20 protein-coding genes and 1 tRNA gene are annotated in these 16,011 nt (G+C 45.7%); 8 read left to right on the forward strand and 13 right to left on the reverse strand.

Going from position 1 to position 16,011, the window contains the following annotated elements; translation table 11 throughout:
• Together R3177_RS03385 and R3177_RS03390 are read left to right on the forward strand one after the other, a co-directional pair.
• Complete coding sequence (locus R3177_RS03385; protein ID WP_318969630.1) at nucleotides 1-1,245, forward strand: cyclopropane-fatty-acyl-phospholipid synthase family protein; 1,245 nt, start codon at nucleotides 1-3, stop codon at nucleotides 1,243-1,245.
• Nucleotides 1,246-1,471: 226 nt separating this feature from the next.
• Nucleotides 1,472-1,663 carry a CsbD family protein gene (locus R3177_RS03390; protein ID WP_318969631.1) on the forward strand — a complete coding sequence of 64 codons (192 nt, stop codon included), beginning with the start codon at nucleotides 1,472-1,474 and terminating at the stop codon, nucleotides 1,661-1,663.
• An 88-nt stretch (nucleotides 1,664-1,751) separates the two neighbouring features.
• On the opposite strand, the gene R3177_RS03395 is transcribed toward R3177_RS03390, so the two are convergent.
• The 3 genes from R3177_RS03395 to R3177_RS03405 form a co-directional block, all read right to left on the reverse strand.
• Entirely contained in the window at nucleotides 1,752-2,768 is a 1,017-nt protein-coding gene (locus R3177_RS03395) for a DUF5924 family protein (RefSeq protein ID WP_318969632.1), read from the reverse strand.
• A 19-nt stretch (nucleotides 2,769-2,787) separates the two neighbouring features.
• On the reverse strand, nucleotides 2,788-3,621 hold the full coding sequence (locus R3177_RS03400) for a S1 RNA-binding domain-containing protein (RefSeq protein ID WP_318969633.1): 834 nt from the start codon (nucleotides 3,619-3,621) through the stop codon (nucleotides 2,788-2,790).
• A gap of 78 nt (nucleotides 3,622-3,699) precedes the next feature.
• Nucleotides 3,700-3,921, reverse strand: coding sequence for a DUF2061 domain-containing protein (locus R3177_RS03405; RefSeq protein WP_318969634.1), 222 nt, complete (start codon nucleotides 3,919-3,921; stop codon nucleotides 3,700-3,702).
• A gap of 157 nt (nucleotides 3,922-4,078) precedes the next feature.
• Between R3177_RS03405 and R3177_RS03410 the strand changes: the two genes are divergently transcribed.
• Nucleotides 4,079-4,369, forward strand: a complete 291-nt coding sequence (locus R3177_RS03410) for a hypothetical protein (RefSeq protein WP_318969635.1) — start codon at nucleotides 4,079-4,081, stop codon at nucleotides 4,367-4,369.
• Nucleotides 4,370-4,378: 9 nt separating this feature from the next.
• On the opposite strand, the gene R3177_RS03415 is transcribed toward R3177_RS03410, so the two are convergent.
• Complete coding sequence (locus R3177_RS03415) at nucleotides 4,379-5,899, reverse strand: DUF3413 domain-containing protein (protein WP_318969636.1); 1,521 nt, start codon at nucleotides 5,897-5,899, stop codon at nucleotides 4,379-4,381.
• A 6-nt stretch (nucleotides 5,900-5,905) separates the two neighbouring features.
• Nucleotides 5,906-6,130, reverse strand: a complete 225-nt coding sequence (locus R3177_RS03420; protein ID WP_318969637.1) for a DUF1414 domain-containing protein — start codon at nucleotides 6,128-6,130, stop codon at nucleotides 5,906-5,908.
• A gap of 70 nt (nucleotides 6,131-6,200) precedes the next feature.
• Here R3177_RS03420 and yejK point away from each other — a divergent pair, with 70 nt between their 5' ends.
• A complete protein-coding gene (yejK, locus tag R3177_RS03425) occupies nucleotides 6,201-7,244 on the forward strand; it encodes a nucleoid-associated protein YejK (RefSeq protein ID WP_318969638.1) in 1,044 nt (347 codons plus the stop codon).
• On the opposite strand, the gene R3177_RS03430 is transcribed toward yejK, so the two are convergent.
• Genes R3177_RS03430 through R3177_RS03445 form a run of 4 tightly spaced genes read right to left on the reverse strand, consistent with a single transcriptional unit; the run spans nucleotide 7,198 to nucleotide 9,590 of the window.
• A complete protein-coding gene (locus tag R3177_RS03430) occupies nucleotides 7,198-7,395 on the reverse strand; it encodes a DUF2897 family protein (protein ID WP_318969639.1) in 198 nt (65 codons plus the stop codon). The genes yejK and R3177_RS03430 overlap by 47 nt on opposite strands.
• Nucleotides 7,395-8,084 carry a M15 family metallopeptidase gene (locus R3177_RS03435; protein ID WP_318969640.1) on the reverse strand — a complete coding sequence of 230 codons (690 nt, stop codon included), beginning with the start codon at nucleotides 8,082-8,084 and terminating at the stop codon, nucleotides 7,395-7,397. The genes R3177_RS03430 and R3177_RS03435 overlap by 1 nt, the downstream gene beginning before the upstream one ends.
• The gene (dapE, locus tag R3177_RS03440; protein WP_318969641.1) at nucleotides 8,081-9,241 is read right to left on the reverse strand and encodes a succinyl-diaminopimelate desuccinylase; all 1,161 of its coding nucleotides are present in this window, start codon (nucleotides 9,239-9,241) and stop codon (nucleotides 8,081-8,083) included. Before dapE ends, R3177_RS03435 begins: the two co-directional genes overlap by 4 nt.
• Before the next feature lies 1 nt (nucleotide 9,242).
• Nucleotides 9,243-9,590, reverse strand: coding sequence for an ArsC family reductase (locus R3177_RS03445; RefSeq protein WP_318969642.1), 348 nt, complete (start codon nucleotides 9,588-9,590; stop codon nucleotides 9,243-9,245).
• 490 nt (nucleotides 9,591-10,080) lie between these two features.
• Here R3177_RS03445 and yfbV point away from each other — a divergent pair, with 490 nt between their 5' ends.
• Nucleotides 10,081-10,521 (forward strand): terminus macrodomain insulation protein YfbV, encoded by a 441-nt coding sequence (yfbV, locus tag R3177_RS03450; protein WP_318969643.1) that lies wholly within the window; start codon nucleotides 10,081-10,083, stop codon nucleotides 10,519-10,521.
• Between the two features lie 25 nt (nucleotides 10,522-10,546).
• Here yfbV and xthA read toward each other — a convergent pair whose 3' ends face one another.
• Entirely contained in the window at nucleotides 10,547-11,368 is an 822-nt protein-coding gene (xthA, locus tag R3177_RS03455; RefSeq protein ID WP_318969644.1) for an exodeoxyribonuclease III, read from the reverse strand.
• An 84-nt stretch (nucleotides 11,369-11,452) separates the two neighbouring features.
• On the opposite strand from xthA, the gene R3177_RS03460 reads away from it, so the two are divergent.
• Both R3177_RS03460 and deoC read left to right on the forward strand, forming a co-directional pair.
• Entirely contained in the window at nucleotides 11,453-12,157 is a 705-nt protein-coding gene (locus R3177_RS03460) for a SprT family zinc-dependent metalloprotease (protein ID WP_318969645.1), read from the forward strand.
• 264 nt (nucleotides 12,158-12,421) lie between these two features.
• Nucleotides 12,422-13,156, forward strand: coding sequence for a deoxyribose-phosphate aldolase (deoC, locus tag R3177_RS03465; RefSeq protein WP_318969646.1), 735 nt, complete (start codon nucleotides 12,422-12,424; stop codon nucleotides 13,154-13,156).
• 29 nt (nucleotides 13,157-13,185) lie between these two features.
• On the opposite strand, the gene R3177_RS03470 is transcribed toward deoC, so the two are convergent.
• Nucleotides 13,186-14,829, reverse strand: coding sequence for a response regulator (locus R3177_RS03470; RefSeq protein ID WP_318969647.1), 1,644 nt, complete (start codon nucleotides 14,827-14,829; stop codon nucleotides 13,186-13,188).
• A gap of 113 nt (nucleotides 14,830-14,942) precedes the next feature.
• Nucleotides 14,943-15,027: transfer RNA gene (locus tag R3177_RS03475), tRNA-Tyr, on the reverse strand.
• Between the two features lie 105 nt (nucleotides 15,028-15,132).
• Here R3177_RS03475 and R3177_RS03480 point away from each other — a divergent pair.
• Nucleotides 15,133-15,609: a VC2046/SO_2500 family protein gene (locus R3177_RS03480; protein WP_318969648.1), complete on the forward strand. Its 477-nt coding sequence runs from the start codon at nucleotides 15,133-15,135 to the stop codon at nucleotides 15,607-15,609.
• Between the two features lie 10 nt (nucleotides 15,610-15,619).
• On the opposite strand, the gene R3177_RS03485 is transcribed toward R3177_RS03480, so the two are convergent.
• Nucleotides 15,620-16,011: YchJ family metal-binding protein (locus tag R3177_RS03485; protein ID WP_318969649.1), on the reverse strand; the 392-nt coding region annotated here is incomplete at its 5' end.

The following is a 16,011-nucleotide window of genomic DNA, read 5'->3' on the forward strand; positions in this document are numbered from 1 at the left end:
ATGAGTTTATCGCTTACCGATCAGGCGGTGTTTGCAAATTTGGGTTGGTTTGACCGGCTTTGCCGCAAGTTTACCCTGACTTTTTTAGGGCAGCTTAAGCAGGGTGATATCACTTTGGTTGAAGGAGAACAGCGTTATCAGTTGGGTGAAGCGGGCAGTGATCTCAAGGTGACATTAACGGTGCTCGATCCGACTTTTTATCAGAAACTGGTGCTGGCAGGTTCAGTGGGTGGGGGAGAAGCTTATATCGAAGGTTACTGGCGTTGCGACAACCTAACTGCCTTGGTTCGCATTTTTGGACGCAATCTGTCGCTGCTGGATAAAATGGACTCTACCTGGGCCAGGCTGAGCAGGCCATTTCTCAAGGCATTAAACTGGCGCAACAGCAACACAAAAACTCAGGCTAAAAAAAACATATCGGCGCACTATGATCTGGGTAACGATATGTATAGCTTGTTTTTAGACAACAGCATGATGTATTCGAGTGCCGTATTTCCGACCGAGACAACTGATTTAGCCACGGCGCAGCAGCACAAGCTGAAACAGATTTGTGACAAATTACAGTTAACCGCTGATGATCACCTGATTGAAATTGGTACCGGCTGGGGAGGCATGGCAATCTATGCGGCGCAGCATTACGGATGCAAAGTCACGACAACCACAATTTCAGCTGAACAATATGCCTATGCCCAGGCCAGGGTTAACGCTTTAGGGCTGCAGGATCAGATAACCCTGCTGTTTGATGACTACCGCGATTTAACTGGCCAGTACGATAAATTGGTGTCGATCGAAATGATAGAGGCAGTTGGTGACAATTATCTGGATGACTATTTCCAGAAATGTTCCAGTTTGCTTAAACCTGATGGTTTAATGGTACTGCAGGCCATTACTATCGTCGACCAGCGTTATCAGCAATATGTTCGGGAAGTGGATTTTATTAAGCGATATGTTTTCCCCGGCGGCTGTCTGCCTTCAATCAGCCGGATGGCGACAGCGGTTAGTCGCAAAACTGATTTGGTGATCCGGCAAATTCAGGATATTGGTTTTGACTATGCTAGAACGTTGAAGCTATGGTGCGACAACTTTATGCATCACCGCGATGCGGTGCATCAGTTAGGTTACGACGATAACTTTATCCGACTGTGGCATTTTTATCTTTGTTATTGCGAAGGCGGATTTAGAGAGCGGGCGACCAGTGCGGTGCATATAGTGTTATCTAAACCCGCCAATCGCAGTATTTGTTAAGTCGGGTGGCCTGCACTTTTTTCAGAGCTGCCGGTAAATTGTTCTTAAATTTTTCAACAAAATTGAGCCTGATAGTATTTATTTTGTAAACTTGCGCTAAATCATGAAGTTAACTTTATTCCGTTATTGGTATGGGCTTTGCAACCATTAGATATATGTTTGTCGTAGCTGACACTTTACAAAGGGCTACGGCGAGACTTTGGTCCTTAAACTAATGGAGCATGATATGAATAGTGATATTGCAGAAGGCAAGTGGCGTCAGTTGAAAGGTACTGTGAAGGAAAAATGGGGTAAATTGACTGAGGATGATATTAAACAGGTCGATGGTAACCTTGATAAATTTATCGGTGTCATGCAGGAACGTTATGGCATGAGCCGGGAACAGGCTGAAAAAGAGTTTGACCGCCTTAAAGATTAAAACCTGACTATAAAAAGGGCCGCATGGCCCTTTTTTTTATCGTCTTTGACAGAAGAAAACAACGGGGCTTTGCAGGTGCTAAATCATATCATTCTTGTCTAGTGACTTTAAAACGGGTAAGACCTATTAAGCGCCCGGATTCAGTAACCACCTGCACCTGCCAGTTGCCCTCAGGATACGGAGGAAATACCTGTTTATGACTCCAGGCCCGATACCCGGCCTCGCGCCCGCCTTGTATGTCCAGCACAATCCTATCCACTTCCCGGCCATTGTGCAGCCAGACATGATGAACCTGTTCTTTTAATCCTCTTGGTGCCCGCACTGCTGTCCAGGCATATAAACCTTGTTGTAAATCTGTGCTATCCAGTTGCCTGATGTGGGCACCGGGTAACCGATGCTCAGTATTTACCTTATAAGAGACCGTAATATCGGTAAGCCGGATCCCTGCAGGAGGGATCCAGCTTCGCAGTTGCCACAAACTAAGAGCCATCAGACACAGTACACTGAACAGCAGAGGCAGGCGCCACCAGTGACCAGCAGGTAAAATCCGGATCAGGCTGGGTAAGCTGAATATCAGCGCCAACAGAATGGCTGCAATAAGACTTTGCTGGGTTGTCAGCTGTAAAAGCAATGGCAGTACAACCAACATCACGACAAACAGGGCAAAAGTATGAAACGCCCCGAACAGGGCGTAACGTGTGGCTAAAAATTTATAGTATAGGGGGTCAGTAATTGAGATAAAGGCACACAACAGAACGAGGCTGGTAAACACGGCCTGAGGATGATCCCAACTGGTAACAACCAGAAAGAATGGCAGAGCAAAGAACAAGCTCTCCTGATGAACTAATTGAGTCAGAAATCGAAGGACAACAGGTGATAATTTCCAACCAAACCGTCGTACTAAGCTGGTTTTAAGCCAGCTTTCGGCTATCAGCAATATCCAGCTGATTAACATAAAAACGGCAATAAACTGAGCGACGGACTCTTTACGGTCTACCAGCAGATAACTGGCAATACCACTTACAAAAGCTAATACCGCCATTAAGCCGGAATGGCGTTGAAATGTCTTTAGCAGCCAGTTGAATAAAAGATGAAGCTTGGCCATACTGGCTGAAGTTGCCAGATTAGCGGCCCACCAGCATGATGCCGGCGTCTAAAATAACAATCTTCTTATCTTTATAAAGCGCGCCGATCGCTTGCTTATATGCCTTTTTACTTACACCAAATGTTTCGTAAATCAGCTCTGGGGAACTTTTATCAGTTAAGGTCAGTTTGCCATCATTTTGTTTAAGCTTTTGCAAAATCTGCTCAGTCAGTTCCAGCGCTTGTTTATAAGTCGTCGCTGTTAACCGCAAGTCTATTTTACCATCCTCGCGCACTTTTACGATGTAGGCGGTGAGTTTGTCTCCACGGCGCAGTGGTTTAAAAACCTCGTTTTTATAAAGTACACCCCAGTGCTGCTGGTTGACCACAGCTTTATAACCAATGTCCGTCTGGTCGCTGATAATCACGCCGACTTTATCACCCGGTTGATATTGAGGTAGGGTTTTATGCAGATGACGGTCTAATTTGGTTGATGCAACAATCCGATTACTGACATCAACATAACAGTAAACTAAATATCGCTGGCCTTCCTTCAATGGGATCTGTTGTTCGCTGAAAGGAACCAACAGGTCTTTTTTCAGGCCCCAGTTCAAAAACGCCCCGACCTTAGTAACTGCGACGACCGGCAGCATCGCTACCTGGCCGACCATGATCGCTGGTTTTTCTGTTGTGGCGATAAGCTGATCTTCTGAATCAAGGTAAAGAAAAACCTGCAAAGCCTGGCCAATCTGCAACCCTTGAGGTGCGACATTATTAGGTAGTAATATCTCTCCCCAACTTAAACCATCAAGATAAAAGCCAAATTTAACCTGCTTTTTAACGGTTAAGGTGTTCAGGGTGCCCAGTGCAATCATTTGTTATCCATAGTTAGGTGCTTTGGGCTTATTGTATCGTCTTTTCCTGCCAGCTGCTGAGCTTATTAAAGAAAACGACTACAATTTAACGGTATGGCTTTTATAAAAACCTACCCGCGGCTGCCCGGTCCGCTGCTGCAGCCGTTGCCAGATTTTTTCATGAAAAAAATAGGCTACGGTATTGGCTGCAGGTTCAATTACTGCAACCAGACCACCCAGAACCAAATCACCGGTAATGACGTAAGTAACAGTGAAAGCGATACTGAAGTGCATGATGGCAAAAGTTGTTGTTTTCAGCATTTAGTAAACTCCATTCAGGTTTAATGGCATAATAACGCTGCTCTAAATTGTTTAAAGTGAATTAAAGCGTTACTGTTAATCGTAAATATTGATTATTGAGGTTCAGGCACTAATGCCGTGCCAGCACAAGGGTTTTATAAGACGCCAGGGTAAAAAAATGGATTGCAGGCAATGGTTAGATATCAAACAGTACGAGTTTTTACTGAACTGGTTTATGCGTAGGCAGCAGCAAGTCGGCCTGGCAGAGCTGGATGAGCCTTATTCATACGATGGATATAGTCGCTACGACCAGTTGTACCAGCAATTAGTCAAAGATGCCCAGATCGCATATCTGGAACGTTTTAGTGAGCTTGCGCCGCCGATTGTTTTTACTAATTTGTTTCACCTGGCAGAGCTTGAACTTGCAGGCAAACGGCCTAAGCTTAAAATCCCGAAAACGCTGCAATAAACCACGATATTATCGTGCTGGTTCCAGCCTTTTTAACGCGTCGGTTAACATTGGGGTATCAAGTTTTTCGTTCAGCGGCAGTAAGGTGCCGGCAGACCAAACGCCGTAGCTGCCATCCTGACGTAACACTACCATTTTATCTTTACGGATACTGACAATATCCTGTCTGCTGATACTAAGTTTAGGCCGGTCAGGTCTTTCTAACAGGTTATCACCAAGCCAGCTTTCTTCAGTGCTGCACCCTGCGGAACTTAGCAAAGTGGGCAATAAATCCAGATGCTGCGAATTATGCTGTTTTAATTGCTCATGTAAATCAGACCAGCGGATCAATATTTTGACCGGTGCCAGCACAAAAGCTGGTTGCTGGCTGGTCAGTGGTAATATCATAATCTGCTTATAACGCTGATAGTCTGTCCAGTTAACATCAGGTGAATTATCAAAAACGATATTGGCAATTGCCGTCTCTGTTTCCGTTACCGCCGACAGCCATGGCAACCGGGCACTGATTGCCGGCCACTTACTATGAATATGTAGAGTGTTAGCGGGCAGCTGCTCAATAAATGCCGGTGCCTGGTTTAATTGATACTGACTGTTTTCGGTCAATAGAAACTGACCATAAAGCAAGTGTAATAATGCTTCAGTGGTATTGTTTGGAGCAAAGTGTTGCTCATGCCAGCGTAAGCCTTGCTGACGCAGAAAATCAGCGGTATCACCGGCAATATGATCTGTAACCAGCACCAGTATGGGTTCAGCTTGAGTTGTCGAACAATGCAGCTGGCGTAAGCTGAGCTCTGGGCTGGAAATGCTCAGTCTGTCAGCCTGCCGCTGCGCCCGCTTAGCCAGGTCGACTAACTGGTATCTGGCCAAAAAGCTTTTGGCAGTTGCCGGGTAAGAAAAAGGCAAGACATTGTCAAGTCGGGTCACATCCGACTTCAGGCGGGCATCTGCGTAGATATGGATCAGATGGCTTAACATAAAACTGCCAATAAAGATCACCAGCAGCGGTCGACTGATATGGCTCTGCTTAAGCCGGGCAATTTTTTTCCAGCAATAATTACTTAGCACCAGTTCAACTGCGATAAGGATTGCAGCGACACCGCTGACTATCAGAATAAAATTACGCAGATTGGTTACAACTTGCTGTCGCAACAGCTCGATTGTCTGATGATATGAGGTGCTACCTATATGATACCCCAGATTGGCGTAGACATAGGCATCGAAAATTAATACTACCATGCCGGTAGTGGCCAACAGCGCTGCCAGTCCCCGCACATGTTTTTGATACGGAAATATCAGCGATAGCGGAAACACGGTAACGATAAAAAACATAAAACACAAAAAGGCGGTGTGTCCAAGCCAGTAGCAAAACAGGTAAACCCAGCCCAGCAATGTTTCGGGAGAGGGCTCAGATAACCAATAGATACTGGTAACCGCCAACGCCAGTACGGTATTAAAAAAACTGAACCAATGGCCCCAGCTGAGCAGCCGATTGACTTTTTTTACCAGCGACAAATTTTGTTCAATGACCATTAGGGATCAGTTACTTTTAGCGTTAACAGCATCGGCTAACGCCTGACTGAAATGACTGGCAACAGCGGCGCGTTGTGCGCCAGGAATGCTGCTGTTAATCACATGACTGACTGCATTTCCTAAACACATCAGGGCAAGCTCTGTCGTCGCTTTGTTAGCGTGCAGGGTCTCCAGTAACTCGTTTACCAGATTTTCAATTTGTGCAGTGGAATACTTTGATACAATGGGCATGCGACACTCAGATTAATATAATATTCAGACTACAGAATAGTATCAGATTTCAGTAAAAACAGGAAAAATTATGTCCGTTGATGTTTTGCATTTAGCTATTAACTATATTGATCTGTCAGCAAGTGGTGAGCACAGCGCCCATTATCGGGAGCAACTTATTGGGACTGATAAGTCAGTATCGACGCTGCTGGAGCAACTGCACCTGGCCTATAATGGTAAACCAGCTAAAGGCTATGCCAGTTTTATCCCCGAAAAAGATCAGACAGTGTCTGCTGCACTGGCCAGCTGGCAGGCAGGTGATACAGACTATCTGGGGTTTGCCAAAGCCATGACTGATACGTTGCTTACCCAATTAAGTACTCATCAGTTGCCGGAAACCGGTTATCTTGTGCTGGGCCATTATCGCTATCTGGCCAGCGAATTTCTTCTGGTTTGCCTGTTAGGCAGTAAAGATCATTTTGCCTTAACAGAACAGCTTGATCTATCAACATCCCGCCACCTTGATATCGCCAGGATGCAACTGGCAGCAAGATTAGATCTGACTGAGTACAACGTAAATGCTGCAGCTGGCAATTACATTAGCTTTATCCGGGGCAGAGCAGGGCGCAAGGTAGCCGACTTCTTTCTTGATTTTCTTGGCTGTGTTGAAAGTACCGATGCCCGCCAGAATAGTCAGAAAGTATTGTCGTCTGTTGAGGAGTATTTTGCCGCGGCGGAATTTGAACAAGCCGAAAAAACCTCTGCCAGGCGTCAGGTCTTTGATTACTGTGAAGAGCGGGCCAGGGCGGGTCAGGATGTGGTGCTGGCTGAGCTGTCTGCGGTGGTTGATCCGGAGCAGGAAAACGGGTTTTTACATTATTGTGCTGAGCAGCAACTTGAAGTGGCAGAACAGTTTCCGGTTGAAGTAAAAGAGTTGAAAAAGATGGTGAAGTTTAACGGTGCCGGCGGTGGTATATCACTGAGTTTTGAGGAAAAGTTACTTGGCGAGCGGGTACAATATGATGCCGCTACGGATACATTAATTATCAAAGGTACGCCGCCAAACCTGCGGGATCAGTTACAACGTTTTACTCAGGGCTATTCGGCTTTTCAGCATCAGCGCGATGATAACTGATATCTTCTTTGCTGCCAGCCACAGTGGGATGCGTTTCTTTCGCATCCTTAAGGCTGGGCATTTTGATTTTGGCTGAATGTTTTATCAGCATAATATTACCGATGATCATGCCAAAGCCAATTAGTAGTGCCCAGAATAACGGCCAGTTCATCAGCTGTCCTCAGAAATATTAATAACGTAAGTCTGATACAGTTGCGCTAAATTAGCCAGCACAGCTTGTTGCTCAGCAACTGGATGTTGCAGCAGACACTGGTGTAAGGTTTGCAGTGTTAACGCCTTCATATAAGGCTTGGCAATAGGTGCATAACTCAGATGCCAGGGTTCTGCGGCAACCCCACCACGGTAGTGTTGATAGGGGCGGAAAAAACCAAATTTCGCTGCTTCAGATTCAAGCCACTGGTGTAGTTTGTAAAAAGGCCCGGCTTGCTGATATTCGCTTTGCAATAGTTGCGGCCGGTAGTCTGATGTTACTGCTGAGGCGTCATAGACATCCAGCTCGGTGCCCCAATGATGCCTGCTGGCACCCGGTAAGGCTGAATACAACAAAATCGCTTCAAGTTTGGCCAGCCCCTCAAGGGAGCCAACAGAAACCGGTTGTTGCTGAAGATTATAAACCGGACGTAAACCGTCGCATTTTGCCTGCCAAATGGCTGCCTGGCGCTTGAAACTTCGATAAGCCGAAACAATAGTTATTGTTATGCCATCAGCCGCAGCAGCCTGCAGTAATTGCTGCCATGCTGCATGCATCTGAGCATGAATTAACTGGCCGTCAGCCAGTAAGCGCAGATGAGATTCACTCCAGCCGGTCAGAATATCGGCACCTGGTGTGACAATATTCATGCAGTTAGCTTTTGCTGTAACTGTGCTAACAGCGCCTGATATATATCGGCAAGTACTGTCAGATCATGAATAGACACGCATTCATTAACTTTATGAATAGTAGCGTTACAGGGGCCCAGTTCGACTACCTGTGCACCGGTGGGCGCAATAAAACGACCATCCGAGGTACCGCCGGTTGTTTCCAGGCGGGGGGTAAACCCCTGGATCTGCTCTACTGCAGCGACCACAGACTGAACCAGGCTACCGCTGTCTGTCAGAAACGGCAGTCCGTTCAGAATCCAGTCTAACTGATAATTCAGACCATATTTATCCAGCATGGCATAAACACGTTGTTGTAATTGTTCTGCCGTTACTTCTGTACTATAGCGGAAGTTAAACATGACTTTCAGCTCTCCCGGTACAACATTGGAAGCACCGGTTCCCGCGTTGATATTCGCAATCTGAAAGCTGGTTGCCGGGAAATAAGCATTGCCGTGGTCCCACTGTTCGCTGGCCAACTCTGCCAGCGCGGGAGCAGCTTTATGCACTGGGTTTTCTGACAGGTGAGGGTAGGCAACATGTCCCTGAATACCTTTAACCGTCAGGTGTCCGGTTAAAGAGCCACGCCGGCCGTTTTTAATCACATCTGCCAGTTTCTGGCCGCTGGAAGGCTCACCCACCAAACACCAGGTTATCTTTTCATTTCTCTGTTCCAGTGTTTCAATGACCCGTACAGTACCGTTTATAAAAGGGCCTTCCTCATCACTGGTAAGTAGAAAGGCAATGTTGAAAGCAGGCTCAGGACACACCGTCAGAAAGCGTTCAGTGGCCACGATCATCGCAGCCAGACTTCCTTTCATATCAGCAGCGCCACGACCAAATAAATTGTCACCGATAATAGTCGGAGTAAAAGGTGGGGTATGCCACTGGCCTTGAGGTCCGGTGGGCACAACATCAGTATGACCGGCAAAACAGAATAATGGTTTGTCCTGGCCGTGTCTGGCCCACAGATTAAGAGTATCTTCGAACGCCAGCACTTCGTTATGAAAACCAATAGCCGCTAAGCGGCTTGCCAGTAATGGCTGACAACCGGCATCATTTGGAGTCACTGACTCTCTTGCGATCAAATCCATTGCCAGTGACAAAACGGGGTTGTGCTGTGGATCTAGCCAGTTCATGTTAGTCTTCCAGAAGTTTTTGATATTGTTCATTATTAAAGCCAATGATATAGGTATCATTAACCTTTAGCAGCGGCCTTTTAATCATTGCTGGCTGTTGTAACATCAGTGCTAATGCGGTCTGCTCTGTCAGTTCAGCTTTGCTCGCCGCCGGTAAAGCCCGGTAAGTAGTACCGCGGGTATTTAACAGGTTCTGCCATCCGAGGTGCTTGCTGAATGTGTTCAGAAGTTCAGCGCTGAGACCGTCCTTTCGATAATCAATAAACTGATAGTCAATTTGATGCTGCTCAAGCCACGCTCTGGCTTTTTTTATGGTGTCACAGTTTTTAATACCGTACATATTAATCATAGAAATGCATTACCTATTTTAAAACGGGCACTATATCTGATGGTAATCTGAAAAAATTATGCAGGTAATACTATCGTAAACGACAGGATTTTTCTGCTGTTACTTGCTGAGAATTGCTGTTAGAGCTGTTTTTTTCAAAGCTGATAACGCCATATATGACATAACGATGACTTGGAGATGAATTCTTATTGAAAGCTTTATTTTTGCTGATAAAAATTCTGACAGCTGCCGCTGTCACTGTTGTCTGCTGCTTTAATTTGTCCACAGCTTCTGTGGGTAAGATTGTTGGTAACCCCATGACATCTGATTAAGGCGATGAATTTTCTACTTAATTAATTTGGCCTTGAATTTGCATAACCCTTATATAGGTAAATTTACTGATATGAAGATTAAAAAATGCAGTTGCTATGTGATACAAGTTAATCTGCGCACCGTAATTAAAATGTGCTAAAGTAAAAATTGGCCGTTGTAATAACACGAGGCTCTTGCTATGAAATTGTTTGCGCTGTTGCGTGAAGGGCGTCAGTACAGCCAGATATGGCCGGTAAAACCTGAGCTTAATCCGGTCTTTCCTGAAAATAAAATTATTCAGTTAACCAATCTTGCCATTCGTTACTTACCCGGTCTGGCAGTGTTAACGGCTTTTATTCAGTTAACGCTGCTCGGCAGCGCCTTTACTGGCCAAATTTTAGCGATGATGCTGTTTATTCTATCAATGCCCTTACAAGGCTTGTATTGGCTGGGCGTCAGGTCTTCCAGTCGGCTGCCACCCAGTTTAGTCAGTTGGTGCCGGCAGCTTCGTCAGCAAATGCGTGAGCATGGTGTTGAGACCACAACCGTTACTGAACCCCGGCTTTATTCTGATTTGGCACATACCCTGGCTATTGCTTACAAACAATTGGACAAAACTTTTATGCGGCCCTGGTTATAAGCCGCATCGACCCGAGGAACGAAAGTTACAAACCGTTTTCAAGCTTAAATACAGACCAAACCGGAGCATGATCTGACGGACGCTCTATACCTCGCAGTTCATAGTCGATACCTGCTTCGGTGCATAGGTCAGCCAGTGGTTGCGTGGCCATTACCACATCGATGCGCAGTCCCCGGTTGTCATCGAACCCTTTTGAACGATAATCAAACCAGCTAAACCGGCTGACATCTTCAGGATAAAGTTGTCGGTAGGTGTCAACCAGCCCCCAGTCTTTCAGTTTTTGCAGCCAGGCACGCTCTTCCGGCAGAAAAGACGTTTTACCTTCGCGTAACCAGCGTTTGGCATTAGCCTCGCCGATACCAATATCGAGATCAATTGGTGATATATTAATATCGCCGATCACCGTCAGATAATCTTCTGTGCTGTGATTTTGCTCAATATAATGTTGCAGATCGGCATAAAATTTCTCTTTAGCAGGAAACTTTGTCGGATGGTTGCGGTTCTCGCCCTGGGGGAAGTAGCCATTAAGTACCGTCAGGGTTTTACCATTTGCTAATGTATATTGACCAATCAGCATCCGACGCTGCGCATCGTCAGCATCACCGGGAAAACCATATTGCATATGACTGGCGGCTTGTTTACTTAAAATAGCTACGCCATAATGACCTTTCTGACCAAAATGGTAAACATGGTAGCCCATGGCTTTTACCTGCGTCATTGGAAATTCTTCATCATGTACTTTAATTTCCTGCAAGCCGATGATATCCGGCTGGTGTTTATCGATTAGGGCCTGCAACTGATGAAGTCGTGCACGAATGCCATTAATATTAAAAGAGATTATTTTCATGTTTTGCCTAATGCCTCAATCTGGAACAGGTTGGCATCATAACATGCCGGTCTGCCGGACGGTAAGTCTGCAAGGAGCGGCTTGTTGATCATATCTACTGCTAACAGCGAGTTAACCGAATACCAGATTGTCTATAGCCGCCGCCGTAGTCTGGCAATTATTGTGAGTCAGGGCAAGGTAACAGTACGGGCGCCAATTGGCTGCAGCAACTTGCAAATCGAGCAGCTTGTAACAACCAAACAACCGTGGATCCAGCGACATTTATTACGACAGCAGGCGCTATTGCCCACTGTAAACTGGCAACAGGAAGCAGAAATCCTGTTTAAAGGCAATCGACATAATGTTGTTTTTTGCCGGTCAGCGAATAGTGATGTGTTTTTTAACGATAACACTTTAATTATTGCGGTTAGTCACCGCGTCGATGCCACTAACTTATTAAAATGGCACGATAAATTGCTTAATCAGTGGCTTAAAGCACAAGCGACAGCAAGTTTTAACAAGCGGTTACAGGTTTGGGCTGCCGTTATCAATGTTGATTATCGTCAGTTAAATCTCGGGCAATGGCAAAGGCGTTGGGGGTATTGCGACAGTTCAGGGATAATAGGCCTGAACTGGCGGCTTATTATGGCGCCGGATTGGGTCAGTGATTACGTTATGGTGCACGAGCTGGTGCATCGTCAGGTGATGGATCACTCGCCGAATTTCTGGCATACAGTTAGCCGCTATCTTCCAGATTACCCTCAGGCCCAGGCTTGGTTGAGGTACTATCAACAGCAATTAGCCATATAAATCAGATTGCTTCAGGCATATTCATCATAAAAAAACGCCGGTTTCAAAACCGGCGCCAAAATGAACATCTTATTTCAGGGAGAGAAGTAAACACAACATTACAACTGTTAGCTATGACCCGCTAATGACTAAAAAATTCCTTAAAAATTATTTTTTTCTCATTTTGCTTTGTTACTTAGTTCTGGTTTACTCTGCAACTCAGTGTTTGCCAGGCTTATTTTATGACATTGGTCTGGTGTGGAGTACCAAAATGGAAATGATCAAATGATTAACAGATTGCGCTTATTACAGCTATCGAAACTGCTTGATGTAACCCGCCTGAACGATAGCGACCAGACACAGCTGATGACAGATTGGCTAAAGCAGCAACCGCAGCTCCCTGTAGCTGTTGCTGCCTATTGTGTTTATCCGGAATATCTTAATGAGCTCAGGCATTTTAAGGCAGAAACGGCGCAATCATTTGAACTGGCGACTGTCGTGAATTTTCCGCATGGCGACATGCCACTTCCACTAGTATGTCAACAAATTAAAGCGGCTTTGACAGCAGGGGCTACCGAAATTGATTGTGTCATGCCGTATCAGGCTTTACTCAACGGGGAGTTGCAACAGGTTGCTGATTTTTTATCAGAAGTACGGCGCTGTTCTGCAGACACTTGTTTAAAAATTATTATTGAGTCAGGTGAACTGATCACGGCCCAGCAGGTTGCCCGTGCAACACAGCTGGCTATTGACTGCGGCGCAGATTTTGTAAAATCATCCACTGGCAAAGTGGCCGTTGGTATTACTGAAGAGGCAGCCAGAATTATGCTGACAATTATTGCTGCTGCAAACCGGCCAGTTGGTTTTAAAGCCTCAGGTGGGGTGAGGACCATTGCTCAGGCGCTGCAGTTAATTGACTTATATGAACAGATAACCGGTATAACGGCGACCAGCGCAACAATGCGAATTGGTGCAAGTGCACTGGTCAGCGAATTAGCCGATCAATTAACGATGGGTTGATCTGCCGTACAGATCTAAGTTCATCCGGTTTAGGTTCGCCGTTTTTGCCGCTTTTGCTGCTTTAGTTGAGAGAATTGACTAAACAACTCCTGATAACGTTGGCGATGATGTTCGGGTAAGGGCATGTTATCAACAATTCTGAATGCTTTCTTGCAGCGCTCAAGCATATGCCCTGCGGCATTATATGTCTGCGTTTTAAGGAGTTGTAAGCTGGTTTGAATAACATTTAACGCACAGCCTGTATTCATCGGTGCCAGTTCCAGTGCTTGCTCAAATAGCGCAAGCGCTGCCAGATGTTGGCCCTCTTTGTATTGTCGGATACCATCTTTGTTCAACTGGGTAAAATGCTGTTGCTGTGATTGGTTGTGTCGTTGTTGATCAGACAACAGACGGGCTAAAACGGGTTCAGCTTTCATTGCCGGTTCAATAAGTGAAGCCAGTTTTTCTGCCTGCTCAAATTCGCCAATCTGGTTAAGTAAAAAAACTGTATCGGGTAAAATCAGCGGCTCGGTTTCAGCGCGCTCTGCGACCATCGCAAAGGTTTTTTTTGCCTGGAATTGTTGACCGCTTAATGAATCCAATCTGGCCTGACACAAGATTTCAAATAAATCAAAGTCAGTTTCACGGATTAAGCTATCATCCCGACGAGCTCTTTGCAGTGCTATTGCAACTTCCTGTGAATAACGGTTACATTGCTGCGGATCGTCACTAAGCGTCGCTGCTGCAATGATGCTGCGAATATAATTAAGTAGGTGGATGACATCCTGTCGCGTTGAGCGACGGGTGATTTCATAAAGCTGTTTGCTTGCCAGAACCTTGGCATGGGTATCCTGCAAGGCGTGAGCGATATCCATATATAAATACTGACGATGTATGGAGTAGGGGGCAATATCGGTAGCGGTTTGAATACAGCAAAATGCCTGCTCCGGGTCATTTTCGGCCAGGTAGCAGCGCGCTTTAACGTCAAGTGCTTCAGCCAGCAACCGGTTCTCTTCCAGCGCTTCGTCACATAAAGCCTGACATTCCAGCCATCGTTGTTGTTCAAAACATACTTTGGCCATCAGCAATAATGCCCAGCCATTGCGTCGTTGATCCAAACAAGCTTGCAAAAGATGCTCTGCTTCGTTGTAACGTTGCAGTGATAATAAGTTTTCTGCAAGTACCCGTTTACAAAATTGCTGATAGCGCCCCGCAGCGTTGATTTCCTGCTGACACAGCTCGACTACCTGTTCAGCGTTTTTATCATAAAGTGCCTGAAATAATTCAGCTAATTGTGTTTTTTTCTTTTGAAGCCGGATTATTCTGCTTCGTAAAACACTTTGCGAGAAAGGTTTTACAAGGTAGTCATCAGGTTCAAGTTCGACTGCGCTGACTACAACTGGCACCGAATTTTCTCCGGTAACCAGCATAAAAATGCTGTGGGGTTTTAGTAACTTTTTCTGGCGCAAATCTTCAAGCAGCTGTTTACCGTTTTTGCCGATTCCCAAATGATAGTCGACAAAGAGTATGTCATAATCTGCATTACTGCATTTAGCCAGAGCCTGCTCGCCTGTGAGAGCAAATGCGACATTGGTTGCCCCCATAGAATAGAGCACACCTTTGAACATCAGCTGAAATGCGCGCTGGTCATCAACGATCAATACCCGTTGATTTTCCAAAGTCTTATTATGCATTAGTGCCTGTACTCAAACCTGAATAAGCCAAGTGTCGGAAAAATAAGGCGGATTGGCAAGCAATATAATTTAAACGGAACAGTCGTTTATCGCAGTGGTTAACGTAGCGGAAATGGTGGAGGGGGAAGGATTCGAACCTTCGAAGGCAGTGCCGGCAGATTTACAGTCTGATCCCTTTGGCCACTCGGGAACCCCTCCACGAGTGTGCGCATATTACCAAACTGTCTTTTTATGTAAAGCAATTTACTTAACTTTTGCAACCAACAGCCGATAAACCAGACAATCAAAGTTTAATAAGCTGCTATGACTCCTATTATTAACGAATGGCAACTCGATTGCCGGCTAAATAAAGCGCTTAACCAGAGCCACCGAGCTGACTTTAGCTTGTTGCTGGCATTTTTGTCGCCGGCCATTGATGAGATGGCACAGTTTCAGACTCCGCAACCAGAACCCCGAACGAGAACCAGTAACTTATACGCCCGGTTTTCATTGCCTGAGCCAAGAGGTTTTGGTTGGCAGGGGCAGGATCTGGCGAAATTAAGCCGGCAAAATCAGGCTCTTCATGACGGGGGATTGGCTCAACTAAAATTGCAGCAGTATCTGGAGCCGGGGCCAATGGTGTTAACGGACGATAACACCAAGTTGGCCGCTGAGGTGAATCAGAACCTGGATCTTCATAGTAAACGCCGGCGTAGCGGCGGTGAGGGCATAACGCGGGATGAGGCTGATCCGGCTGCACTTTATGAAGTTTTACAACAGTTACAGCAAGCAGCAGCCTGACCGTTAGTGGCTAATTTGTATCCGCAGTTATGCCGGACGCAGAGTGCGGGCTACAGTGCTTAAACTTTTTACCACTGCCACACGGGCAAGGATCATTCCGGCCTATTTGCCGCCCTGGTATAGCGGTAATCTGTCCCTCAACATAAAACCAGCGCTCTTTGAATATAAAATACGATTTTTCTGCAAGGCTTTCCAGTTTATTACCATGGATATAACGAGCAACAAAACTGACTGTACCGTCAAAACCAGCCTGTCCGGTAATATTTTCAGTCCAGTTACTAATCGACAAGCTAATAAAATGCACGCTGTTTGCAAATTCTGTGATCTGATTTTTTAGTAAGGCTTGCTGTTTTTGCGTGTTAAGTGTGAATGTCAGATGATCAGTTTGCACAAGATAGTCAA

Origin of the sequence: Arsukibacterium sp. (assembly GCF_033722355.1) — a bacterium.
GTDB lineage: Bacteria > Pseudomonadota > Gammaproteobacteria > Enterobacterales > Alteromonadaceae > Alishewanella.